At 69.0% G+C, this 24969-nt stretch carries 18 protein-coding genes; 9 read left to right on the top strand and 9 right to left on the bottom strand.

Annotated features, from left to right (window positions below):
- Positions 1-39 precede the first annotated feature (39 nt).
- From IZR02_RS05745 to IZR02_RS05755, 3 genes are all read left to right on the top strand, one after another.
- Complete coding sequence (locus tag IZR02_RS05745; protein ID WP_025102996.1) at positions 40-1164, top strand: 5-(carboxyamino)imidazole ribonucleotide synthase; 1125 nt, start codon at positions 40-42, stop codon at positions 1162-1164.
- Between the two features lie 121 nt (positions 1165-1285).
- Positions 1286-1753: a 5-(carboxyamino)imidazole ribonucleotide mutase gene (gene purE / locus IZR02_RS05750; protein ID WP_025102997.1), complete on the top strand. Its 468-nt coding sequence runs from the start codon at positions 1286-1288 to the stop codon at positions 1751-1753.
- Positions 1750-3204 carry an LCP family protein gene (locus IZR02_RS05755; protein WP_025102998.1) on the top strand — a complete coding sequence of 485 codons (1455 nt, stop codon included), beginning with the start codon at positions 1750-1752 and terminating at the stop codon, positions 3202-3204. The genes purE and IZR02_RS05755 overlap by 4 nt, the downstream gene beginning before the upstream one ends.
- A gap of 177 nt (positions 3205-3381) precedes the next feature.
- On the opposite strand, the gene IZR02_RS05760 is transcribed toward IZR02_RS05755, so the two are convergent.
- Entirely contained in the window at positions 3382-3951 is a 570-nt protein-coding gene (locus IZR02_RS05760; RefSeq protein ID WP_025102999.1) for a hypothetical protein, read from the bottom strand.
- A gap of 142 nt (positions 3952-4093) precedes the next feature.
- Positions 4094-5857 carry a DUF4012 domain-containing protein gene (locus IZR02_RS05765; protein ID WP_062766430.1) on the bottom strand — a complete coding sequence of 588 codons (1764 nt, stop codon included), beginning with the start codon at positions 5855-5857 and terminating at the stop codon, positions 4094-4096.
- Between the two features lie 122 nt (positions 5858-5979).
- Between IZR02_RS05765 and IZR02_RS05770 the strand changes: the two genes are divergently transcribed.
- From IZR02_RS05770 to IZR02_RS05795, 6 genes are all read left to right on the top strand, one after another.
- Positions 5980-7053: a glycosyltransferase gene (locus IZR02_RS05770; protein ID WP_062766433.1), complete on the top strand. Its 1074-nt coding sequence runs from the start codon at positions 5980-5982 to the stop codon at positions 7051-7053.
- Positions 7054-7154: 101 nt separating this feature from the next.
- Positions 7155-9365, top strand: coding sequence for a hypothetical protein (locus IZR02_RS05775; protein WP_194088848.1), 2211 nt, complete (start codon positions 7155-7157; stop codon positions 9363-9365).
- 107 nt (positions 9366-9472) lie between these two features.
- Positions 9473-12832 (top strand): glycosyltransferase family protein, encoded by a 3360-nt coding sequence (locus tag IZR02_RS05780; protein ID WP_062766439.1) that lies wholly within the window; start codon positions 9473-9475, stop codon positions 12830-12832.
- Positions 12833-12896: 64 nt separating this feature from the next.
- Positions 12897-13766 (top strand): ABC transporter permease, encoded by an 870-nt coding sequence (locus IZR02_RS05785; protein WP_062766442.1) that lies wholly within the window; start codon positions 12897-12899, stop codon positions 13764-13766.
- The gene (locus IZR02_RS05790) at positions 13766-14524 is read left to right on the top strand and encodes an ABC transporter ATP-binding protein (protein ID WP_062766445.1); all 759 of its coding nucleotides are present in this window, start codon (positions 13766-13768) and stop codon (positions 14522-14524) included. The genes IZR02_RS05785 and IZR02_RS05790 overlap by 1 nt, the downstream gene beginning before the upstream one ends.
- Positions 14521-16275 (top strand): glycosyltransferase family 2 protein, encoded by a 1755-nt coding sequence (locus tag IZR02_RS05795; protein WP_082758491.1) that lies wholly within the window; start codon positions 14521-14523, stop codon positions 16273-16275. The genes IZR02_RS05790 and IZR02_RS05795 overlap by 4 nt, the downstream gene beginning before the upstream one ends.
- Before the next feature lie 25 nt (positions 16276-16300).
- On the opposite strand, the gene IZR02_RS05800 is transcribed toward IZR02_RS05795, so the two are convergent.
- The 7 genes from IZR02_RS05800 to rfbA are packed head-to-tail and all read right to left on the bottom strand — an operon-like array spanning position 16301 to position 24940.
- Positions 16301-17371: a glycosyltransferase family 4 protein gene (locus tag IZR02_RS05800; RefSeq protein WP_062766451.1), complete on the bottom strand. Its 1071-nt coding sequence runs from the start codon at positions 17369-17371 to the stop codon at positions 16301-16303.
- Between the two features lie 18 nt (positions 17372-17389).
- A complete protein-coding gene (locus IZR02_RS05805) occupies positions 17390-18289 on the bottom strand; it encodes a glycosyltransferase (protein WP_082758492.1) in 900 nt (299 codons plus the stop codon).
- 8 nt (positions 18290-18297) lie between these two features.
- The gene (locus IZR02_RS05810; protein ID WP_082758493.1) at positions 18298-20424 is read right to left on the bottom strand and encodes an acyltransferase family protein; all 2127 of its coding nucleotides are present in this window, start codon (positions 20422-20424) and stop codon (positions 18298-18300) included.
- Positions 20351-21652 (bottom strand): UDP-glucose dehydrogenase family protein, encoded by a 1302-nt coding sequence (locus IZR02_RS05815; RefSeq protein ID WP_062766460.1) that lies wholly within the window; start codon positions 21650-21652, stop codon positions 20351-20353. The genes IZR02_RS05810 and IZR02_RS05815 overlap by 74 nt, the downstream gene beginning before the upstream one ends.
- The gene (locus IZR02_RS05820) at positions 21649-23076 is read right to left on the bottom strand and encodes a sugar nucleotide-binding protein (protein WP_062766463.1); all 1428 of its coding nucleotides are present in this window, start codon (positions 23074-23076) and stop codon (positions 21649-21651) included. The genes IZR02_RS05815 and IZR02_RS05820 overlap by 4 nt, the downstream gene beginning before the upstream one ends.
- The gene (gene rfbB, locus IZR02_RS05825) at positions 23073-24071 is read right to left on the bottom strand and encodes a dTDP-glucose 4,6-dehydratase (protein WP_062766466.1); all 999 of its coding nucleotides are present in this window, start codon (positions 24069-24071) and stop codon (positions 23073-23075) included. Before rfbB ends, IZR02_RS05820 begins: the two co-directional genes overlap by 4 nt.
- On the bottom strand, positions 24068-24940 hold the full coding sequence (rfbA, locus tag IZR02_RS05830; protein ID WP_025103013.1) for a glucose-1-phosphate thymidylyltransferase RfbA: 873 nt from the start codon (positions 24938-24940) through the stop codon (positions 24068-24070). The genes rfbB and rfbA overlap by 4 nt, the downstream gene beginning before the upstream one ends.
- Between the last annotated feature and the right edge of the window lie 29 nt (positions 24941-24969).

Raw genomic sequence — 24969 nt, forward strand, 5'->3', positions numbered from 1 at the left:
CGTGTGCGGAAGAATGGGCATGACGAATGGAGGCGGCACATGGCGCTGCGCGTGGGCGTGATCGGCGGAGGACAGCTGGCACGGATGATGATCGCTCCGGCGGTCGAGCTCGGACTCGATCTGCGGGTCCTCGCCGAGGAGGAGGGGATGGCCGCGGGGCTGGCCGCCACGGCGGTCGGCGACTACCGCGATCTCGAGACCGTTCGTGCCTTCGCGGCCGACGTCGACGTCATTACCTTCGACCACGAGCACGTGCCGCAGGAGGTCCTGCGCGCCCTCGTCGCCGAGGGCGTCGCCGTGCATCCGGGTCCGGACGCCCTCCAGTTCGCGCAGGACAAGCTCGTCATGCGCGCGCGCCTGGCGGAGCTCGGCGTGCCCCAGCCGGAGTGGGCACCGGTCCGTTCGTCAGAGGAGCTGCAGCGCTTCCTCGACGACCACGACGGTGCGGCTGTGGTGAAGACGCCGCGCGGCGGCTACGACGGCAAGGGCGTGCGCGTCGTGCGTTCCGCCGCCGAGGCGCAGGACTGGCTGGACGCGCTGGACGACACCGACGCGCTTCTCGCCGAGGAGCTCGTGCCGTTCGTCCGCGAGCTCGCCCAGCAGGTCGCACGGCGCCCCGGGGGAGAGATGATCTCCTATCCGGTCGTGGAGACCGTCCAGCGCGACGGCGTCTGCGCCGAGGTCATCGCCCCGGCCCCCGCCGCCACCGACCGGCTCGCCGACGTCGCCGAGGACATCGGGCGTCGCATCGCCGAGGGTCTCGGCGTGACCGGCATGCTCGCGGTGGAGCTCTTCGAGACCGAGGACGAGCGCATCCTCGTGAACGAGCTCGCGATGCGTCCGCACAACAGCGGCCACTGGAGCCAGGACGGCGCGATCACGGGGCAGTTCGAGCAGCATCTCCGGGCCGTGGCCGATCTGCCGCTGGGGAACACCCAGCCGCGCGCCGCCTGGTCCGTGATGGTGAACATCCTCGGCGGTCCCGCGGAGGGCACCCTGGGGGATCGCTTCGAGGCGGCGATGACCGCGCACCCGGACGCGAAGATCCACACCTACGGCAAGGCCCCTCGCCCCGGCCGCAAGGTCGGGCATGTCAACGTCGCCGGGGACGACCTCGACGATGCGGTGTACGAGGCCAGGGCCGCGGCGGCCGCGTTCGACTGAGTCGGCGGCAGGACACGGGAAAAGAGGTGTGCCGCTCGGGGATTCTCCCAGTGCGAGACCGTAGCCTGATCTGGTGACCGAGCCACTGCACTCCTCCGCCGCCCCGTTGGTCGGCGTCGTCATGGGATCCGATTCCGACTGGCGCGTCATGAGCGACGCCTCCCAGGCGCTCACCGACTTCGGGATCCCGCACGAGGTCGAGGTGGTCTCCGCCCACCGCACGCCGGACAAGCTCATGTCGTACGCACGGGAGGCCCGGTCCCGCGGGCTGCGCGTCATCATCGCCGGCGCCGGCGGTGCCGCCCATCTGCCCGGCATGCTCGCGTCCATGACAGCGCTGCCCGTCGTCGGGGTGCCTGTGCCGCTGGCGTACCTGGACGGCATGGACTCGCTCCTCTCGATCGTGCAGATGCCCGCAGGGATCCCGGTCGCGACGGTCTCCATCGGCGGCGCCCGCAACGCCGGTCTGCTCGCGGCCCGGATCCTCGGTGCCGCGGACGACGAGCTGGCCGACCGCGTCGAGGCCTACGCCGCCGACCTCGAGGCGCAGGTCGAGGAGAAGAACGATCGGCTGAAGGGCTCGCTGTGACCCTTGCGCCCCCGCGCGCGACGCGGCGCCCGCTCATCGAGACCCGGCCGCTGCGGCACCCCGACTCCGGCGATGCCCGGCTCATGTCGAAACGCGCCTGGTGGCTCGTCGGGCTCAACGTCCTGCTCCCGGGCTCGGCCCAGGTCCTGGCCGGGAACCGCCGTCTGGGGCGGTTCGGTCTCGGCGTCACCCTGACCACGTGGGTCCTCGCGATCGTCGCCCTCGGCCTCGCGCTGTTCGCGCGCCCCGTCTTCCTCTGGCTCGCGATCGGCGGCGGCCTCGTGTCCGCCGCGCTCCTGACACTCGTGCAGGTGCTGCTCGTCGGCGTCGTCGTCCTCTGGATCGTCCTCACCTTCGACACGCTCCGACTCGTCCGGCTCGTGAAGGTCCCCGCCCCGTCGCGCTTCCTGCTCCCCGTCGTCGCCCTCGTCCTGCTGGGACTGGTCGGCGGCGTCACGGGGTACGCGGCGACGGCGGTGGGCTCCGTGCGCGGCAGCGTCGGTGCCATCTTCGGGCAGAGCGGCCCGAGCCTGCCGCCGAGCGACGGATACTACAACATCCTGCTGCTCGGTGCGGACAGCGGTGACGGGCGCGACTCGATGCGATTCGACAGCATCTCGGTGGTCTCCGTGAACGCCGAGACGGGCGCGGTCACCATCACCGGCATCCCGCGCGAGCTCCCGCACGCCCCGTTCAGCGACGGCAGCCCGATGCAGGAGCTCTATCCGGACGGGTTCCAGGGCTTCGCGTCGTCGTCCTGCGGCTGGAACGGCTGGATGAACCACGTCCGGAATGCCGCCGAGGTGTGCCGCGAGGATAAGGGGACCGGGCTCTACCCCGGGGCGGACGCCGCCGGCTCGGCGCCCGGCATCGAGGCGACCAAGGACGCCGCGGAAGGGGCGCTCGGCATCGAGATCCCGTACTACGTGTTCGTCGACATGCACGGCTTCGCCGATCTCGTCGACGCTCTGGGCGGTGTCGACATCACGGTCACGGAGCGCCTGCCCAAGGGTGGGCCGCCCGACGGGTGGTCCGGGACCGACGTCAACGAGTGGGCCATCGGTTGGATCGAGCCGGGTGCGCAGCACATGGACGGCGACACGGCGCAGTGGTACGCCCGCTCGCGCTACACGACCAGCGACTGGGACCGCATGAAGCGGCAGCGGGAGCTGCAGGAGGCGATCCTCGCCCAGTTCACTCCGCAGACCGTCCTCACGCGGTTCAACGAGGTGGCGGCCGCGGGGACGGCGCTCATCAGCACCGATCTCCCGCAGGGCAAGCTGCCGGAGTTCTTCGATCTGATGCTCAAGGCGAAGGAGCAGCCGGTCCAGACCGTCGAGCTCACCCCCGAGAACGGTGTCGACGAGTTCGACCCGAACTACGACTTCATCCACGAGCTCATGCAGGAGAAGCTGCACCCCCCGACGGAGACGCCGACGCCTACTCCGTGAGCGTGCCGCGGGCATGACGCAGCCCACGGATGATGTTCCCGGGAATATCACCCGTGGGCGTCCGGTTCATGACCGGATTCGCCAGACGACGGTGATCGGAGGGGGAGGGATCACCGTCGTCCAGCCGACCACCGCACGAGGCGGCAGCCAGGCTCAGGCGCGCGTGCGGCGCGCGGCTCAGGCGCGCTTGCGGCGCGCGGCTCCGACGGCGACGAGGGCACCACCGGCGACCAGAGCGACCGCTCCACCGCCGAGGACCCACGGCGACACCGAGCCGCCGGTGAGGGCGAGTTCCATGCCCCCGCCGGTGAGCGGAAGCTCGGTGCCGGCCGGCGCGGCCACTCCCGGATCGTGGTCGCAGCTCGATGCGGCCGTGTTCCCGTGCGAGACCGTCACCATGGCGGTGTACGGTCGCGAACCGGCGAAGTCGAGGGCGTAGGCCCCCTGTCCGTCGGACGGCGGGCGGAACGTCACCGTCAGGCTGCCGTCGGAAGCGGCGGTGTTGCCCGAGATGGCGGCGGCGCCGGCGTTCTGGCCGGACACGGACACGCCCACGGTCTCCGACGGCTCGAAGAACCCGGCGCCGAACGCGACGGTCGAGACCTCGCAGGTGTCGATGATCGCGTCACCCACCTTCGCGCTCGGCGGAGACGGGTACGAGTCGCTCGGCGCGGCAGAGGCGACGGTCGGCGCGGCCAGGATGAGCGCGCCAGCGGTAAGGCTGATGGCAGCCAGTTTCTTCAGCATGATTTCTCCCCAGAATTTCACGCGGAATCGCCTCCGGATACACCCCTGCATCCGACTGCGCGAGGCCCTCTGCCCCCACGGCAGGTTCACGGACCCCGGTTATTCCCCAGTGAGATGACAGTACCTCATCCGTCGGCGAATGTCACGAGCCGCAACGCAGGGTGTCGCGCGTCAGCTCCGGATCGACGATCAGCGGCGTGTGCCGCACCTCCGTCAGCCGTTCTCCCGCGCCCTCGCCCTGGAACTCCACCGTGATGGTCGTGGACTCTCCCGGGGCGAGCAGCACCTCGTGCTGCACGACGGGCCGGTCCTGAATGGTCGTCGTCTGGACGCCCTCCTCGGCGCCGTCGCGATCGATGTGCGAAGGCAGGGCGCCCTGGGGACCGTAGACGGCGATCAGGGTGCGCACGCTCCCCGCGGGCACTCCGTAGACGCCGTCGCCCGTGACGTACGCCGGCAGGGAGGTGGCGGCTTCGGCGGGTGCGGTGTTCGTCCAGGTCACGCGCACCTGCGTCGTCGGCGCTCCGGCGCACGTCCCCACCGCCGTCGCGATGGACGCGCGGGTGTAGTAGTCCATCTTCCCGCCGGTGCCGTCGTTGAAGAGCACGCCCACGGCCGCGGCGTCGGCGTCGTCCTGGGGGAGTGTGCCGCCCAGGGCGCTCGCCGCGAGGAGCTCCTCCTCCGGCTCGTGCGCGCTCCAGATCCGGACGCGTCCTTCCCCCGCGGCGTCCGCGAGAGCGCGGACGAGGTCCTGAGGCTTCGCGTTCGACAGCGCGGCCGCGAAGAGCCCACCGGCGGCCTGCGCGAAGATGTCGTCCTGGACGGCGGGATCGGGGACCGCGGCGTAGATCTCCGAGAGCAGGATGTCGGTCACGGTGTCCGCCGTCGCGGTGAAGGGGCCGAACGTCAGGTCGCCGGTGGCGCGCATGAGATGCGCCGCCACCAGCGCGTCGACGGCGATGACGCCGTCGACCTTCCCGCCGAACCGGCCCTCCCACCGGGCGGCGATGGTCTCGCCGGCCTCGCGGAAGTCCGGGATGCTCGTGATGTTCTGCAGATAGCGTCCCGGGCGGTCCTCGAAGAGCGCGACGGTGCTGTCGCTGAGGGGCAGCGCGGTGTCCAGCGGGGGGAAGTCGCGCGTGGAGGCCTGCTGCTGCAGCGTGATCCTGCCGTTCTCGGCGCGCAGCAGCGCGATGGAGCCGACGATGCCGCCCGACGACCGCAGCTCGGCATTGTTCTGCATCGCGAGCACGTAGGTGCGCGGTCCGTCGCCACCCAGCATCGTGGGCAGGAGCACGGATGCGCCGTGCAGGGCGCCCACGGCCGTCGCGGCCTGGGTGACCGCGCCCCGCATCTCCCGGACGGCGTCGGCCAGGGGTGGGAGGGTGGCGTCGGCGTCGATCCGCCGCGCCCGGTCCTCCGCCGAGGTCAGAGCCGCGCTCGCCGTGCCGAGCGGTTCCTCGATCTCCGCGAAGGGGGCGAGGTCGATCGCGCCGCCCGAGAAGCCGAGACTGGAGAGGTCGACCGCGTCGGCGACGTCGAGCAGCGGGTCCAGCGCGTCGGTGGAGACGTCGTCCGCGATCACGGCGATCTCGCTCACGGCGCGGAAGTTCGGTCCGAGCCAGGGGAGGACGCCGAACGCCTGCCAGATCGGGTCCCCGGTGAGAGACCGGGCCGACTCCGCGTGGTGGGAGATGCGTCCGGCGATGGGCCCGGCGGCGTCGAGATCGCCGGCGGCGATCGCCTGCTTGAGCTGCGTCGTCCCCTTCGAGATCTGCTGCAGGTTGTCCACCGCCCCGATGCCGCGCACGGCCACCCAGCCGAGAGCCAGGACGAGCAGCGTGATGAGGAGGCCGATGGTCCACCCGATCCACCGGCGCCGGACGGGAAGTCGACCATCGCTCACCCTGGCATTCAAGCACGCCGGCGGCATCCGGCGAGAGCCTCATTCTGTGGGAACGCTGAGTACCGCCCCGGGAAGGTGATGCGCTCCCCGCCGGGCCGGGGTCGCGCGGTTAGCCTGATCCCATGGGTGCTCGGCTGCGTGTTGTTCTGGATCAGCTCGTGCATGTCGTCGATCCCGACCAGGCGTCGGCGTCGCGCGATCTCGCCGTCGGTCTCGTCCAGACGGCGCCGCCGAACTGCACGGTGGACGCGATCGTGCCCGCGGGCGCGGAGGTCGGGATCCGCGGGATCGGCGAGGTGCGCACGCTCGCGGTCGGGCGGCGGGAGCTCGCGGCGTCCTGGCAGCTCGGCATCGCTCCCGGCGTCGGCGGCGGTCTCATCCATGCGCCGACGCTGCTGGCCCCGCTGGTCCGCCATGACCGCGTGCACGACAACGACCAGACGACGGTCACACTGTGGGACCTGCGCGCGTGGGAGGCGCCGTCCCAGCTGTCCCGGGGCGCGGTCGCCTGGCACCGGGGGATGCTGCGGCGCGCGGTGAAGCACGCGGACGCCGTGGTCGTGCCCTCCCATTCGATGGCCGAGAAGGTCTCGCGGCTCGCGAAGCTCGGCGACCGCGTCCGCGTGATCGCCGGCGCGCCCGCGCAGGATCTGGTGGTCCCCGCCGCCGCGTCCACGCACCGAGACGACCTCGGCGTCCCCGCGGACTACCTCGTGCTGTCCGGCCCGGAAGACGGCCTGGCCGCCGGCTTCCGCGGGGCCGTCGCCGCCGGCCTCGATGCCGTGGTGATCGGCGCGGCGGAGGGGAGTGAGCCGCGCATCGCCGAGATCGCCGCCGCCGCCGGACTGCCGGAGCGGCGTGCGCATATCCGCGGCGTGCTCGACGTCCCCGCACGTGCGGCCGTGATAGCCGGCGCGCGGGTCTTCGTGTCGACGGATGCCGTCGCCGGGTGGCCGTGGCGGGCGGTGGAGGCGATGACCCTCGGGATCCCCGTGGTCGCTACCGAGTCGGGGTGCCATCGCGATGTCATCGCCGACGGGGGAGCCGTGGTCGCGGCGGAGGATCTCGCGGAGGCCGTGGAAGATGCGGCGACCGATGGGGCGGCGCGGCTGCGCGTTCTCGCCGGCGATCGCGCGCGAGCCTTCTCGTGGGCGAGTGCCGCGGAGCGCGTGTGGAGTCTGCACGCGGACCTCTGAACACCTGAGAGCGGGCTCCGCATCGGTGCGACACGCCGAGCGGCGATCGCGTTTTCCCGGCAACAGTGGCATCATCTCGCAACTTCCGTCACACTGGTCACATGTCTCGACGTGCCCCACGCTCGCGAAACACCACGAAGGTCACCCGCCTTCTCACCTGTTTCCTCGCTGCCTCCGCTCTGGTGATCGGTACGGTGGTCCCCGCCACCGTCGCCTCCGCCGCCGTCTCCGCCGCCGCTCCGGCCGCCGCTGCGGCGGCTCCCGACCCGGTGCAGACAGGTCTGTCGAAGACGACGCTCGCGGGCTTCACTCCGGGCAACATCATCAGCGATGCCGTGTTCACCAACAAGGGCACGATGACCGAGGCGCAGATCCAGAGCTTCTTCAACAGCAAGGTGGCCCGCTGCCTCGGCGGGCGCGACGAGAACAACGAGCCGATCGTCTGTCTCAAGGACTTCCGGATGAACACGGTGTCCCGCCCGGGCGACCAGTACTGCAGCGGATACTCGGGTGCGGCGAACGAATCCGCGGCACGCATCATCTATCGCGTGGCACAGGCCTGCAACATCAACCCCCAGGTGCTGATCGTCATGCTCCAGAAGGAGCAGGGGCTGGTCACGCACACGTGGCCGAGTGCTTGGCGGTACCGCATCGCGCTGGGCCAGGGTTGCCCCGACACTGCTCCGTGCGACCCGAACTACATCGGGTTCTTCCATCAGATCTACGGCGCCGCGCGCCAGATGCAGATCTATATGGAGGGCAAGTGGTTCCAGTGGTACGCGCCCGGCCGCACGTGGAACATCCTCTACAACCCGAACACCGGGTGCGGCTCGGCGCCGGTGTACGTGGCCAACAAGGCCACCTCCGCGCTCTACTACTACACGCCGTACCAGCCGAACGCGGCCGCTCTCCGCGCGGGATATGGCAAGGGTGACGGCTGCTCCGCGTACGGCAACCGCAACTTCTACAACTACTTCACCGACTGGTTCGGATCCACGCAGGGCTCGCGTGGTGAGAACCTCCGGGTCGGCGGGGACATCTTCTTCGTCAGCGCAGGGGTTCGTTATCATGTCACGCCGGACGACTGGCCGGAGTACGAAGCCAAGTTCGGCGCGTTCCGCACCGTCGCCTCCGTGTCGCAGTACGCCGATGGCGGCACGACATCCCGTTTCGTGCGGAACATGTCGACCGGGGTCATCGCCTACTTCGACGGCGGCAAGACCCACCGGTTCCCGACGTGCGACCTCGTCGCTGCGTGGGGCGGTTCCTGCGACCGCCTCGTGCAGATGGCGGACAGCGATTTCGCGCGGATCGGTGCCGGACCGGAGATGACTCCGTTCGCGCGGGTCGCTCACGCCGGCACGGTGCACGTGATCTCGGGCAAGACCCTCATCCCGCTGTACGACGCTGCGGCCCGGGTCGCGGCGAACGGCGGGAAGGCCGATCCCTACGCCGCCGTGATGGCTCCCGTCTCGCGTGCGAAGTTCACAATGAGCTCGCGTATGCAGTTCGCGCCGGGACAGTTCGTCACCGCGTCCGGGACGTCGGAGGTGTACCTTGCGACGCAGGACGGGCGACTCCTGCATCTCCCCTCCTGGGATCTGGCGCAGGACCTCGGCCTCAGCCGGACGAAGGTGACCGTCCCGGCCTCGGCGCTGAACGGCTACAAGAAGGGCGTGCTCGGGGCGGTCTTCACCTGCGCCGGGAAGACGTACATGCCCTCGGGTTCCGGTCTCAGTGTCCTCACGCGAGGGAACACGACCGGCATCGCTGCGACCGCACTGGACGCACCGACCTGTGGCCGGCTCAACCTCTCCGGAGCACAGGTCACGACCGAGGCCTTCGTGCGCTTCGCCGGCTCCGACGCGGTGTTGCACGTCACCGCGGGGACGACTCGACACGTCGCGTCCGCGGGGCAGGTGCGTTCGCTCGCGGGTGGCGTCTATCCGAAGGTGACGCAGCTGCGCGCCGGAACAGCGAGCGCGTTCGTGGTGGGCGCCCCCTACATGCAAGCGGGAACACTCGTGCGCGCCGACGGAACGTCGGAGGTGTACCTCGTCGACGGGCTCACGCTCATCCACCTGCCGACGTGGGACATGGCCGCGGCGTTCGGCCTGGCGAAGACCTCGCGCCTCGAGTCCGCCGCCGCGCTGTCCTCGTTCGAACGCCGGCCCGCACTGACGACCTCTGTGTCGTGCAACAACGTCACTTTCGTCGCTGCAGGCGGCCGATTCGCCCCGTCTGCACCGCCTGCCGGGACCACGGTCACCACGCTCGCCCCCGCGACCTGCACAGCGCTCGGCATCAAGTAGGGCCGGTGCGCGGCGTCGAAGATGCCGGGCACCGGACCCCGATGCGAATAGGCTGAGAACGAGTAGCTGGTTCCGTCGATGCGGCGGATGTCGATGGGATGACGCCAATGGCCCTGTGGAAGCGGAAGCTCGCTGCGCGCGAAACCGACATCGAACGGGCGGATCTCGCGTATCCGGAGCGCGTCACGTCTCGCGAATACTACGGAGCCCTGGTGGGCATCCGCTTCGAGGACGACCTGGCCGCCGCTGAGCACTACCTCGCGGACGGGTGGCGGGAGGGCGTGGTCCCGCACCCGTTCCTGCATCGGCCGATGGTGCGCGCGTCCATGGACGCTGCCGTCACGCTGCGAGACGAGCTCCGCGCATTCGCGACCGAGGCGAACGCGCTGCCGCAGTTCGGGGCGATCGGCGGACTCATCAACGGCGAAGGCCTGCGGGAGAACAGAAAGCTCTCGCATCTCGCTGACGTCGCCGAGTTCCTCCGCGCGCCCCGCTCCGAACAGGACGCCGCTCCGGTGCGATCAGGCGGGAGCTGGGGGCGGCTGCGGGCCATCCTCGCGGACGCCGCTCACGTCGTCGCGCGCATCCACGAGGCGGAGATGTTCGACGCCGCGCGCTACGCCGGCGATCGTCCCTTCCTCACGTGGCGTGCGGCCCTCGATGACTATCTGGTGGACGGGGAGACGGCGGGACGCACGCCGAACTGGGCCTTCGAGCCCGAGTGGCACAGCGCTCACGACCGCGCGCAGGCGCGCGGAACTCGCACCTTCAACCAGCTCTTCTCGTATGTTCTCGGGGGTGAGCGGACACAGACCACACCCGCCGACGCGAGCAGCCGTCCCCTCGCCGAGCTGCTTCGACTCGCCGACAGCGACGAGATCGAACCGGTGGGCGGTGGGCGCGTGACGGTGGGAGCGCTGAAGAGCGCCACGCTCGCCGCTCAGCAAGGCCTCCCCGAAGCTCGCGCCGGGAGGCGGCTGTCTCTGCGCGGCGGGGAGAACACCCAGGTCGTCGTGATCGTGGATGGTCGTCACCTGGTGACAGCGGCGCACTACGAGGATCTGCGTGGGCTGGCACGAACGCAGGATGCGGAGTTCCGAGAGATCGTCGTCGTGTGCGATGCCGACGACGGGCACACGCCGCCCCTCCGCACGATCTTCGACGAGGAGCGGTTCTACTTCCGCTCGTCGGCACTCGGGCAGCCGTTCGGTGCTGTCGCCGCCGCGATCGTCGAAGAGGGCGCCTTCTCCGGCTGGACGCTCTGGAGGCCGGGACAGCAGTGGAAGCCGGGCGGCCTGGCGGACGTGTCACGGGCGTTGGACGTGCATCCCGAGGCGTCAGCCGTCGGTGCGTACACACCGTTCGCTCCTCAGAACTGGGGGGATCTCGACGGGGCGCTGTGGAACTCCCGCCTCGATGCCGCCGGGATCGTCTTCCGCGCTGACCGCATCGCTCCCGATCCTGCCCTGGACTATGGAGTGAACGCCGATGCGGTCGCGCGGCTCGCGATCGAAGGCGACGGCATCGTGCTGGAGGGGGATCGGTTCTGGGCGCGCCGTTACGACGGTTCCGTCTTCGCGAATCGTGCGGGCGCCAACAGTGCGCGGAAGCGACACCACCCGGCGGCCGACTGTACGCTGCCGTCGTCGGTGACGGCGACGGTCGTGATACCGACGTTCGAGGACTGGCGGATGACCGTGGACGCCGTGCGAGCGGTGCGCGCGACGAGCACGGCCGGGGTCATCGTCATCGACAACGGTTCGCGCCGCCCTGTCGGGGCGATTCTGCGCCAGGCGTTTCTCGGGGATCCGTACGTGCAGTACGTCCGGTTGCCGGCGAATGCCGACTTCGCGGTGGCGAGCGATGTGGGGGCTCGGATCGCGACATCGGAGACGGTCGTGTTCCTTAACAACGACACCGTCGTGCAGCCGGGGTGGTTCGACGGGCTGGCGGCCGCGCTCCCCGACGCCGCTGCGGCGCAGCCGCTGCTGCTCTTCGCGGACCGCACGGTCCAATCGGCTGGGACCGTGTTCGCCGGCGGGCTCGCGACTCCCCGACACCTGCTCACAGGATTCCACCTGACCGACGTGCCGCCGCACGTCGCCTCCTACTCCTTCTCCGCGGTCACCGCCGCGTGCATGGCCGTGCACAGGGCCGATTACCTTGAAGTGGGCGGCTTCGATGCGGAATACGTCAACGGGATGGAGGATGTCGATTTCTGTCTTCGACTGAAGGCGTATACGGCCCGTCCTCTGCGTGTCGTGCCGACGTCGACCGTCCTTCATCTCGAGAGCAAGACGGCGGGGCGGTTCGCCCATGTCCTGCCCAACCGCCGGCGTTTCTCGCAGGTGTGGAGGGAGGAGCTCCTCACCGAGCTGGACGACCGCTCGGTGTTGGATGGCGGGCCGTTGCGGGTCGCCGAGGTGAGGTGGGGAGAGCAGCGAGGATTCCCGCTGCGCGAGCCCGAATGGCAGATCGAACGTGTCGTGACGCCGCTGCAGACGAACGAGCGCACTCCCCGTCTTCGGTGGGCCCTCAAGACCTCGAGCCCCGGCACGATCCTGGGTGACCGCTGGGGTGACACGTTCTATGCCGATGATCTGGCGGCAGCTCTGCGGCGTCTCGGCCAAGACGTGGTCGTCGATCGAACGAGCTCCTGGCAGCGACCCGCGAGCAGCGGATGGGACGACGTCACGCTGACCCTGCGCGGCCTGCACCGGTTCACGCCTCAGCCGGACGCCGTCAACCTCCTCTGGGTGATCTCGCACCCGGACAAGGTGACCGTGGATGAGCTGAACGAAGGATGGGACGCGGTGTACGCCGCGGGGCCCCAGTGGGCGGCGGAGCAGGGACGGCGCTCGGGCGTCGCCATCAGCCCGCTGCTGCAGGCGACCGACCCCTCGCGCTTCCGTCCGTCGCAGGACAGACCGCGCGACGGCGGCGTGCTCTTCGTCGGCCGCACGCGGGGAGAGCGGCGGCCGGTCGTGCTCGACGCGGTGCAGGTCGCTGAGGACGTCGAGGTCTACGGCGATGACGGCTGGGAGCAGTACATCCCCGTAAGCCACGTGCGTGGCCTGATCCTGCCGAACGCCGAGCTGCCTGCGGCCTACGCGAGCGCGCGCGTCGTCCTCAACGACCACTGGGTCGACATGCGGCGCGGCGGCTTCCTCTCCAATCGGCTCTTCGACGCGGCGGCGACGGGGGCACGCATCGTCAGCGACGACGTCCCCGGGATGCGGGAGGTCTTCGGCGATCAGGTACACACCTATCGGGACCGCGCGGAACTGCAGCAGCTGCTCGCGCCGGGATCGACGATGTGGCCTTCGGCGTCGGACCTCGCGGCGGCGGGTTCCCGGATCGCCGCGGAGCATTCCTTCGACGCACGCGCTCGCCGGCTTCTGGACGACGTCCTCCCGCTCGCAGCCCACCGGGCTGCCGCGCACGGACGGACCTCTCAGGTCGGCTGAGTAGGATAGCCGGGTTGCCCGCGACAAGCCCGGTCGCCGAGCCCACCCCTCGAGAGGACTGCAATTGGCAGGAACGTTTGTCGATGTCGCGGACTATGATCGCCCGGGCCGTGGAAGCGGTCTCCTCGACGTCTTCCGGTGGAACTATCTGCTCCGGGTCCTGATCCGCAAGGGAACAGCGACGCGGTATCGGAACTCGACCCTCGGCTGGATATGGTCCTACGTCAAACCGGCGTCGCAGTTCGTCATCTACTACTTCATCATGGGCATCGTGCTCCAGAACCACCGCGTTGACAACTTCGCGGTCTATCTATTCAGCGGGATCGTGGTGGTGAATCTCTTCAATGAAGCCTTCGGCAACGCGACGAACTCGATCGTGGACAATCGCGCCCTCGTGCGGAAGATCTACATGCCTCGGGAGCTCTTCCCCGTGGCAGCGATCGTGGGCTCGGTGATCCACTTCCTCCCGCAGCTCGCCATCCTCGTGGTCGTCTGCCTGCTCATCGGCTGGGTTCCGACCGCAGCCGGCCTCGTCGGCGCCGTGCTCGGGTTCCTCCTCATCCTCGCCTTCGCTCTCGGTCTCGGCCTTCTCTTCAGCGGGCTGAACGTGCGCTATCGCGACGCGCAGAACTTCGTCGATCTCATCAAGATGTTCTCCACCTGGACCTCTCCGGTGCTCTACAGCTGGATCCTCATCGCCGAAGCGTTGCGGAACTATCCGTGGGCATCGTTCCTGTACACCGCCAATCCGATCACGATCGCGGTGGAGCTCTTCCATGTCGGGTTCTGGGAGCCGACGGTCGTCGAGCCGCAGGGGCTTCCGGAGTACTTCTCCTGGGCTGCTCTGTGCGCGATCGCGATCACGATCGTCTTCCTGATCGTCGGACAGGCCGTCTTCCGTCACTACGAGCGCACGTTTGCGCAGGACCTCTGATGCCGCAGATCGAAGTTCTCACCCAGTCCACGCCCAGCATCATCGTCGATCACGTGACGAAGCGGTTCCTGAAGCGCAACTCGCATTCGTTCAAGGAGGCGTTCGTCGGCTGGATCCGCGGTCGACGGGTCCGCGCCGACACCTTCACCGCCCTTGACGACGTCACCTTCCAGGTCGGCGAAGGCGAGTCGGTCGCCGTCCTCGGTTTCAACGGGTCGGGCAAGTCCACGTCGCTGAAGCTGGTGTCCGGCGTGCTCGAGCCGGACGAGGGCATCGTGCTGACCCGCGGCCGGGTCGCCGGGCTCATCGAGGTCGGTGCGGGGTTCCACCCCGACCTCACGGGTCGCGAGAACGTGTTCCTCAACGCCGCGATCCTCGGGATGAGCCGTGCCCAGACCGAAGCCCGCTTCGACGAGATCGTGGAGTTCTCCGAGATCGGGGACTTCATCGACCAGGAGGTCAAGCACTACTCCTCCGGCATGTTCATGCGCCTCGCCTTCTCCGTGGCGATTCACGTCGACCTCGACATCCTCCTCGTCGACGAGGTCCTCTCCGTCGGCGATGCACCCTTCCGTGAGAAGTGTCGGATCCGGATCAAGGAACTCGCGGAGAGCGGCGTGACCATGCTGGTCGTCAGCCACGATACCCGTATGGTGGAGGAGCTCTGCGAACGCGGAATCGTCATCAACCGCGGACGGAAGATCTTCGACGGGCCGATCCGCGACGCTGTCCAGGTGCTCAGGGAGGGGGAGCGATGATGGCGGCGACGGCCGAGAACGGTGGGAACGCTCGCCCTCTCTCGGTCATCGTTCCGACGCACAACGTGCGCTCCTGGATTTCGGAGACGATCCGCTCGATCCTCGCTCAGGACGTCGACGATATGGAGGTGATCGTCGTAGACGACCACTCCGACGACGGCACGCCGGAGCTGATCGAGCGAGTCGCTGCCGCCGATTCCCGCGTGACGGTCGTCCGAGCGACGAACCGCGGCGGCGGCTCCGCCAGGAATGAAGGGGTGGCGCGCGCGACCGGACGCTACATCGTCTTCGCGGACGGTGACGACATCGTGCCAGAGGGGGCGTACCGAGCGCTCGTCGAATCCCTGGAGGCCAGCGGATCGCAGATCGCCGTCGGCGACTATCTGAAGTTCTCGCCGACAGCGACGTGGCGCCCGACCGCCAGTATGCGCGCCTTCGACGCTCCCGTGCGCGGGGCGACGCTGACAGACATCCCCACGCTGATCTTCAGCCGCCCCTGCTGGAACAAGGCTTTCGATCGCGCGTTCTGGGTCGAGAACGACATCCGCTTCCCCGACGTTCCTCGCTCGAACGACATCGTGCCGATGGTGACCGCGTACGTCAAGGCGGACCGCATCGACGTCATCGAAGATGTCGTCTACCTGTATCGTGATCGACCGGGCGGGACCTCGATGACATCGCGAGCATCGTCCGCGGCCTCGTTCCTGAGTTACGTCACGCAGGAACGACAGTGCGCGGATCTCGTGGCGTCGGTCGGTGACGACGGTCTGCGTGCGCGTTATGCCTCCTTGATCCACGACCGCGACGGCTTCTTCCACGTGCGAAAGTTCCTGGCGTCGTGGACTCAGCCGCAGGATGACGATGCCGAGGCGGTCCGACTGCTCGCTGATCTCTTGGCGATCGCCGGCCCTGCGGCGACGTGGATCGACATCCGCAAGCGCGTAACGCTGCGTCTCTTCGCCGCCGGCGACATCCTCGCGGCGCGCGCCACGGCACAGACGGTGGACGGGGGGACGTGGAGCAGTGCTGACGGCCTGATCCGTCTGCGTTCCCTGGAGGCGCTCCTCCGGCACGCCGCTTCCGATCTTCTCGTCATCGCCCAGGGAGATCGCGCCTCCGACGGCGATGCCGATGCCGCCGAGGAGAGGTTGCTGCGGGGCGTGGCCGAGGCTCTGGAGAACGTTCGTATCGTCGACGCTCCGACCGAAGAGGCCTGGGTCCGCCTCGCGCAGGCAGCCGAGGAGGGGTTCGGAGAGCGTATCCGTGCGCTCGTGCCGGAGCTCGCTGCGGGTGACGTCGCCGCCGCTGCTGCCCGGCAACGCGGATTCGCGGCCACCGTGACGCCGCTGTTCGGTCGAGACCCCATTCGCCTACACACGAGGGCTTCGTCGCCGGACGCGATTCCGGTGCTGTGGAGTGCGGGGTCGGTCGTGCGACCGCTCCGGTGGTCGTGGAGCGAGAAGGACGGAGGATGGACGTGCGAGGCTGATTTCTCGCGTTCCCGCCTGCCGCGAGCGGTCCTCCTGCAGCCCGCTTTCCTCTTCGCTGACGGCGTGGTGGTTTCCGGTTATGCGGACTCCGACGTCCCGGAGTACCACCCGTTCGACAACCTCCTGTATGAGCAGAGCGGCGCCTGGGTCCGACTCGAGCGTCGTGCGCACTGGGTGTTCCGTGCGCCGCGCCGCCTCGTGATCCGCACGGTGTCCGCCGCCCGCACCCTGACTCGGCGTGTGATCCCTGCTCGGCCCTGACGCCTTCCGGCGTCTCGGCGGAGCATTAGTCTCCGAGCGTCCGTAGGGCTCTGAGGTACGACAGCGAGACCGTCCACGGGCTGATGCCGTCGTTGAACCGTTCGAAGTCCGTCTCGCCCACGCCTGCGAACAGGTCGTCATCACTGAGAAGAGCAGTGAGGGAGTCCACGGGCGCGTCGACGTCGAAGAACGTCACCCAGGGCTCGGCACCGAACTGTTCCCGAAGATGGGGAAGACCCGGCAGGATCGAGGGGACGTTCATCGTCGCCGCGAGATGCAGACTTCCGGAGTTCAGGATGGCGCGATACGGGAACACGGCGACGTCGGCGGCGCGATACCACCTCGCGACATCGGCATCGGGCACGGACTCGAAAGCAGTGATCGTGCGGATGCCGGACGGCTTGAGCGCATCGTATTGCGCGATCGATTCGGAATTGGCGGAACCGGCGAGCAGGAGGACGGGTCGACGCCCCCCTGCGCGCTGCGCGTGCGCGGTCGCCTGGAGGAGGAGGTCGATGCCCTTGTACGGTCGGATCTGACCGAGGAAGAGGATCGCATGGTCTTCCGGGTCGAGACCGAAGCTGGCGCGCGCGTCGTCCCGCGAGATGTCGGAGTCGTAGACGCCGAGGTAGCTCGGGTGGGGGATCGTCACGATCTTCTCCGGCGGCAGCACGACGACGTCGGAGACCAAGTCGGACGTCGCCGGTGCCATCACGTGGATGAGGTCGGCCGCCTCGGCGAGAACCGCATAGAGCCGACGCTCCGCATCCAGATGCGTGAGCTCGTGGGGGAGGCGATTGTGGACGGTCCACACGATCTTCACGCCCCGTGCGCGAGCCTCCGCAAGACTCTCGGCGACCACCTGCACGCGTTTCGCCGCCTCGCGGTGAGATCGTGCGGATTGTGCGATCGGTGCCGTCCAATGGAGGTGCAGCACGTCTCCGGCGTCGAGCGCCGCGACGGAGGCCAGCAGAGACGAGTACGCCGATCGCTCGATGAAGCGGTAGCCGGCAGCCCGGGGCGCGAGGCCCATCAGGTTGAGGTAGGGGTTGCCGTTCCAGGCCGGGAACACGCAGAGCCGGGGACCTGTCTTCATCTCGTCACACTTCCGATCTCACTTCTGGAACCTGTTCCGCAGGCGGCGGTACGCCGACCGTAGCGGGTGGAGCGCTTCTTTCCGCAGGGAGGCGAACTCCCGCTTCATCAGTTCCTCCGTCTCGCGCAGCCGGCGCTCGAAGTACAGCGCCGCTCCCGCTCCCTCTCGGGCGACCAGGCGCCGGAACTCCTCGTCGCGGAGGAGCGCGTCTGTCCGCCGGTGGTCCTCGCTTGCGGCGATCACACTGTTGCCGTCCACCCCGATACCCGACGGGCGCTGGTGCCAGTACACCAGCGGCGCGGGATCGAGGTACTCCAGAGCGCCGAGCTCCAGGACCCGGGTGTTGAAGACCCAGTCGCCGACGACAGGGAGGGATTCATCATAGAGTCCGAGGCGTTCGTGGAGTTCCCGCCGATAGACGAACGCGATAGGCACGAACTGATTGAACCGCTGCTGATCCATCAGCAGCGGGGCCACCGATTCGGGGAGGAACGCTTCGCGGCCGAGTTCTCTGAGCTCGTCGCCGGTGCGCTGCTCCCACACGATCTCGATGCGCGAGACGACGCCGAGGCGATCGGGGTGCTCGTGCAGGTAGGCGACGGCGCGGGCGAGGAACTCCGGTGCCCAGGAGTCGTCGTCATCGTGCAGGACGAGCAGATCCCCGCGCGCGGCGCGCACTCCGGCGTTGGCCGCCTGCCAGCGCCCGAGTGAGACCGGGTGCGAGATGATCCTGGTTCGTTCCCGCACCAGAGGGCTGCTCTCGGCCACGACCGCCTCGACGACCCCGGGAGCACCGCCGTCGTCGACGATGATCAGTTCCCAATGGGTGTGGGTCTGCGAGCCGATGCTCCGAAGAGCACGCCGGATGAAAACCGGACGGTCCTTCGTGCGCATCACAATCGACACGAGTGGGGGCATGGCGGTTCCTAAGAAGTGGGGGCCGAGTCGGGGACAAGTGCGGTGATCTCCCGGCGAAGGTACGGAGCGAGGGAATGGCTGAAGGTGGCGGTGATGTGATGGAGGTCGCGGTACACGACGACGCCTCCTGCGACCATGGGGCACACTCCTTCCGGATCGCAGAAGGCGCCCCGGAGGTCGATCGGCGTGATGCCTGCGTCACGGGCGGCTATCGAAAGAGGATCCTCGCGGAGGAAATCGGCGGCGGAGAACGCGCACGTCTCGTAGGAGAAGTCGCGCTGCTCCGCCAGACAGTCCGCGGCAGCCTGCGGGACAGCCGGGTTGTCGAGCACGGGGATCACGCGGACTCCGGCCTCCTGCGCGGCGCGCCAGCGGTCGGCGAACTGCGCGCCGCGCTCCGCGCGCTCCGAAGCGTCGGCGTCGATCTGGTTCCACGCGGTCACGAGGATTGCGTCGTATCCGCCGGCGAGCAGGTCGGCGTCCAGGGCCGTGCGACGCTCAGCGCACGCGGGGTCGGGATCGCTCGACCACGCGCACCCTCGGCCCACGTAGACGTCGATGGACCACCCGGCGTCCTCGGCGACGTCTCGCAGAGCCGGGACCAACATGGCGGCGTGCGAGTCTCCGGTGACGGCGATGCGCACGGCATCGGGCGCCTCGGATCCGAGGTGGCAGGGCTCGATCGGCGCCGCACTCTGCGTGTAGCAGGCGAAAGCGCCGTCTGTGTCGTCGTACAGCCCAGCGAGCCCGGGGATCAGTTCGGCGCGGTCGACGATCTCGCTCTTGGCGCCGGCGCAGTCGGGGCCCAGGAGGAGATTCGCGCCTCGGCACGCGTCGGGATCCGCGATCTCTGTCTGCGCCTGGGCCGTCCTTTCCTGCTCGGACGCGGAGATGGCGAGCGCGGGAACGCCGGCGGCGGCCGTGACCACGACCATTGCGGCCGCCGTCCCCCACAGGATCGTCCGAGGGCGGAAACTGGTGAGCCTGCCGAACCGCAGCGGATCCTCGACATATCTCTTGCCGAGCGCGGCGAGGACCGCAGTCAGCACGACCAGCAGGACGTTCTGCCAGAGGTCGAGCTCCGCCCCGAGGACGGCGGGAGCGATCACGATGAGCGGCCAGTGCCACAGATAGATGCCGTAAGAGTTGTCGCCGAGCCATTGCACAGGACGCCAGGCCTGGAGGCGGGCCGCCGCGAAGGGCGGGGTCGGGCCGATGAGGATCAGCGCGGCCGTCGCCGCGACGGGGAGGATTGCTGCGTATCCCGGGAAGGGCGTCGTCGGTCCGAAAATGAGGGCGGAGCCGATCAGCGCGAGCCACCCGGCTAGCCAGATCACGGCGCGCGCTGCGCGGGGGACGGCGATCGCCGGGAGCACAGCCACCAGGGCACCGAATCCGAACTCCCACATCCGCACCGGCGTGGCGAAGTACGCGAAGGAGGGAGCGGTGAATGTCGTCACCAGACTCAGCACCAGACTCGCCGCCGTGACGGTGCCGAGGGTGACGAGGAGGGCCCTGCGGCCTCGTCCCCTGGCGATGGCCGCGCTGGTCGCGGCGATCACGAGCAGCGGCCAGAGGATGTAGAACTGTTCCTCCACGGAGAGCGACCAGTAGTGTTGGGCGATCGGAGGAGCGTTGTCCGCGCCAAGGTAGTCGACGGCGTCGGCGGCGAGCACCCAGTTCTCGACGTAGAGAGTGCTTCCGACGATGGAACGCAGGTACTGCGTGACCAGAGCCGGAGGCGCGAAGAGCAGAGTGAGCACGGTGCTCGCGGCGAGCACGAGGAGCGCCGCAGGAAGCAGGCGACGCGCCCGTGCCGCCCAGAACGCACTCAGCCGGAGGCCGCCCCGCTCGCGCAGTCGGACCAATTGCCCGGTGATCAGGTAGCCGGAGATCACGAAGAAGACGTCGACTCCGATGTACCCGCCGGTGAGCGCATGCGGCCAGACATGGAAGACGACGACGGCCGCTACCGCGAACGCGCGCAGCGCCTGGATGTCCGCGCGAGGCGGGTGGGGTAGCCGGGACGAAGCGGTTCTCTTCGTTGCGCGGACGCGCGGGTCAGCGCCGACCGAGGCCACGGTAGCTCCACCCGGCAGCGCGCCAGCGGCCGGCGTCGAGGCAGTTGCGGCCATCGATGATCAGACGGTCCGCCACCAGATCCGCGGCCGTCTCCGGGTCGAGCTGCCTGAACTGCTCCCATTCGGTCACGACGACCGTTGCTTCGGCACCGGCGAGAGCCTCGTCCGCGGTACGCGCGTACGTCAGGTGAGGACGAACACGACGCGCCGTCTCGATCGCTTCCGGATCATAGGAGATGACGTCCGCCCCGAGCCCGTGCAGGCGCGTGGCGATATCCAGCGCGGGGGAGTCGCGCGTGTCGTCCGAATTGGGCTTGAATGCCAGCCCGAGGATCGCGATGCGACGTCCGGCGACGGAGCCACCGAGTTCCTCTGACACGACATCGACGAGGCGGTTCCGCTGGCGTAGGTTGATCTCGTCCACTTCGCGGAGGAATCGCAGAGCTCTCCCGTGCCCGAGCTCCTCAGCTCGGGTGGCGAACGCGCGGATGTCCTTCGGCAGGCAACCGCCACCGAAGCCGACGCCGGCGTTGAGGAAGCGGCGGCCGATGCGGACGTCGTGTCCGATCGCATCCGCGAGCTGCGTCACATCCGCGCCCGTGGCGTCGGCGATCTCCGACATCGCGTTGATGAAGGAGATCTTCGTGGCTAGGAACGCGTTGGCCGCCACCTTGACCAGTTCGGACGTCGAGAAGTCGGTGACGAGACGCGGGATCCCGGCCGCGAGAGCCTTCGCGTATACCTCGTCGAGGATCGCGACCCCTGGACCCTCCGGGTCTGCCGTTCCGTAGACGATGCGGTCGGGCTCAAGGGTGTCCTGGACAGCGAAGCCCTCGCGGAGGAACTCCGGGTTCCAGAGCAGCATGGCGCCGGTGGGAGCGACGATGTCGGCGAGCCGTTGTGCGGTGCCTACGGGAACCGTCGACTTGCCGACCACGACGTCCCCCTCGGAGAGCACGGGGAGCAAGCCCTGAACGGCGGCATCGACGAACCGGAGGTCGGCTCCATCGCCGTCCTCGCGCTGGGGTGTTCCGACGGCGATGAAGTGGACCTGTGCGGCGGCGAGGTCGGAGGGTTCGGTGGAGAACGTCAACCGCCCTGTCGCCAGCGTGTCGCGCAGCAGTTCGTCGAAGCCGGGCTCGAAGAAGGGCGCTTCTCCCGCGGCGAGGCGACCGATCTTGTCGGCATCGACGTCGAAGCCGACGACCTCGTGGCCGATGGACGCCATGGCCGTGGCGTGCACTGCCCCCAGGTACCCGCAGCCGATGACACTCAGCCTCATCGGATCTCCTCCTCGACAGCAAGATACGCCGCGAGTGACTCGTCGGCGTCGGCGGGGACGAACCCGGTCGCGGTGATCTTCGCGAGATCCAGAACGCTGTTCCGCGGGCGCGGGGCGACCGGGCCGGTCGCTGATGCGAAGTACTCATCCGTGCTCACGGCGGTGACGCGGTCCGCGTCGTGGCCGCTCAGGCGGAACACCTCGCGTGCGATGTCCGCCCAGGAGCGGGGGTCGCCCGATCCTGTCACGTTGTAGACGCCGTATGGGGCCCGCGTCTCGACGAGATGCGCGATCGCGGCTGCGATGTCGGAAGTGAAGGTCAGGCGTCCGATCTGGTCGCCCACGACCCGCGGGTCGATCCCGCGCTCGGCGAGGGACTGCATGGTGCGGACGAAGTTCCCGCCCTCGCCGATCACCCAGGACGTCCGCACGATGTAGTGCCGCTCGGCGGTCGATGCCGCGAGGTCGCCGGCGGCTTTCGTCTGCCCGTAGACGCCGAGGGGGCGCAGCGGCGCGTCCTCGGGGTAGGCACCGTCGTGCGTGCCGTCGAAGACGTAGTCGCTCGACACGTGGACGAACGTGATGCCGTGGTCGTCGGCGATCCGCGCGAGCGCGGCGACCGCGGAGGCGTTGGCGGCCCATGCCTGCTCCCGGCCGTCCGCTGTCTCCGCCTGGTCCACAGCGGTGTAGGCGGCCGCATTGACGATGAGGCCGTAGTCACGCCAGCGGCGTGCCGATGCGAGGTCGGTCGCCGACACGTCGATGTCCGCGCGGGTGGCGTACTCGATGTGCGCCGCGTCGCCGAGCCGCGCGCGCAGGGCGCGACCCAGCTGGCCCGAGGCTCCGAGGACGAGCACCTTCCGCGGAGGGATCGGCGTGACGTCCGCGAGGCGCGGGTGCGCCTTGTCCTTCTCCGAGATCTCCACCTCGGAGAGCGGGATCGGCCACGCGATGGCGGCCGTCTCGTCGGCCAGGTTCAGGAACGAGTACGAGGCGTCGGGGGACCAGTGGTCGTTGACGAGGTAGGTGTACGCCGTGTCCGTTTCGAGGGTCTGGTACGAGTTGCCGACGCCTCGGGGGACGAAGATCGCCCGTGACGGATCGAGTTCGGTCGTGTACACCGCCCCGAACGTGGGGCCTTCGCGCAGGTCCACCCAGGCGCCGAAGATGCGCCCGGTCGCAACCGACACCCATTTGTCCCAGGGCTCCGCGTGGATGCCTCGCGTCGTGCCGACGGCGTCGTTGAAGGAGATGTTGTTCTGCACGGGACCGAAGTCCTCGAGACCGAGGGCGACCATCTTCTCGCGCTGCCAGTTCTCCTTGAACCAGCCGCGAGAGTCTCCGTGGACGGGCAGCTCGAACACCACGAGACCGGGAATGGGGGTCTCGATCCGCTCCAGCTGCTTCCCGAACGCGGCGCTCACTGGCCCTTGCCCGCGTAGAACGCCTCGACGGCGTCCTTGCTCGGCGCCCACCACGACTCGTTGTCCCGGTACCAGTCGATCGTCGCCGACAGGCCGGCCTCGAAGTCGGAGAACTGCGGACGCCAGCCGAGCTCGGTGCGCAGCTTCGTGGAGTCGATCGCGTAGCGGAGGTCGTGGCCCGCGCGGTCGGTGACGTGGTCGTAGGCGTCGGCGGGCTGCCCCATCATCGTGAGGATGAGCTCCACGACGTCCTTGTTGTTGCGCTCGCCGTCCGCACCGATCAGGTAGGTCTCGCCGATGGCGCCCTTGTCCAGGATCGTGAGGACAGCGGAGGAGTGGTCGTCCGCGTGGATCCAGTCGCGCACGTTCTCGCCGGCGCCGTAGAGCTTCGGACGGATGCCCCGGAGCACGTTCGTGATCTGCCGCGGGATGAACTTCTCCACGTGCTGGTACGGGCCGTAGTTGTTGGAGCAGTTCGAGATCGTCGCCTGGACGCCGAACGACCGGACCCAGGCGCGGACCAGGAGGTCGCTGCCGGCCTTGGTCGAGGAGTACGGCGACGACGGGTTGTACGGCGTCGACTCGGTGAAGCGCTCCGGGTCGTCCAGCTCGAGGTCCCCGTACACCTCGTCCGTCGAGATGTGGTGGAAACGGCGATCGTGGCGACGCGCCGCCTCGAGCAGCGTGTAGGTGCCGACGATGTTCGTGTCGAGGAACGGACGCGGGTCGTTCAGCGAGTTGTCGTTGTGCGACTCCGCGGCATAGTGGACCACCGCGTCGGTTTCGGCGAAGAGCCGGTCGACGAGGGCGGCGTCGGTGATGTCGCCCTCGACGAAGGTGACCCGGTCCTCGGGCAGGCCCTCCAGCGAGCGCCGGTTGCCGGCGTAGGTGAGCGCGTCGAGCACGGTCACGTGGTGGTCCGTGTGCGCCACCACATGGTGGACGAAGTTGGAGCCGATGAAGCCGGCGCCTCCGGTCACGAGCAGACGGCTCATGCGTGTCCTCTCTTCAGGATGTCGAGCAGGTAGACCCCGTAGCCCGACTTGACCAGCTTCTCGGCGCGCTCGCGCAGTTCGTCGTCGCTCAGGAAGCCCTGCCGCCACGCCACCTCTTCGGGAACGCCGATCTTCAGCGCGGTGCGTCGTTCCATCGTGCGCACGTACTCCGCGGCGTCCGTCATCTGGTCGAACGTGCCGGTGTCGAGCCACGCGGTGCCCCGCGGGAGGACCTCGACCTGCAGCTTGCCGCGCTCCAGGTAGGCGCGGTTGATGTCGGTGATCTCGTACTCGCCGCGAGCACTCGGCTCCAGGTTGCGGGCGATCTCGACGACGTCGTTGTCGTAGAAGTACAGACCGGGTACGGCGTAGTTGCTCTTGGGCTGTGCGGGCTTCTCCTCGAGCGACACCGCGCGGCCCTCGTCGTCGAACTCGACCACGCCGTAGGCCTGGGGCTCCGCCACCCAGTAGGCGAAGACCGCGCCGCCGTCGATGTCCTCGAACCGCTGCAGGCGGCTCCCGAGGCCGGGGCCGTAGAGCAGGTTGTCGCCGAGGACCAGGGCGACCGAGTCGTCGCCGATGAAGTCCGCGCCGATGGTGAAGGCCTGGGCGAGGCCGTCCGGCGACGGCTGCTGCGCGAACTGCAGGTTGATCCCGAACTGCGATCCGTCGCCCAGCAGCCGCTCGAAGTGCGCGGCGTCGTGCGGGGTGGTGATCACCAGGATGTCGCGGATGCCGGCGAGCATCAGCGTCGACAGCGGGTAGTAGACCATCGGCTTGTCGTACACCGGGATCAGCTGCTTCGAGACCCCCAGTGTGATCGGGTGCAGACGCGTGCCGGAGCCCCCGGCGAGAATGATGCCTTTCACGCCTCTATGTTGACACACTGTTCCCGGAA

Origin of the sequence: Microbacterium paraoxydans, assembly GCF_019056515.1 — a bacterium.
In the GTDB taxonomy this organism is placed as follows: Bacteria; Actinomycetota; Actinomycetes; order Actinomycetales; family Microbacteriaceae; genus Microbacterium.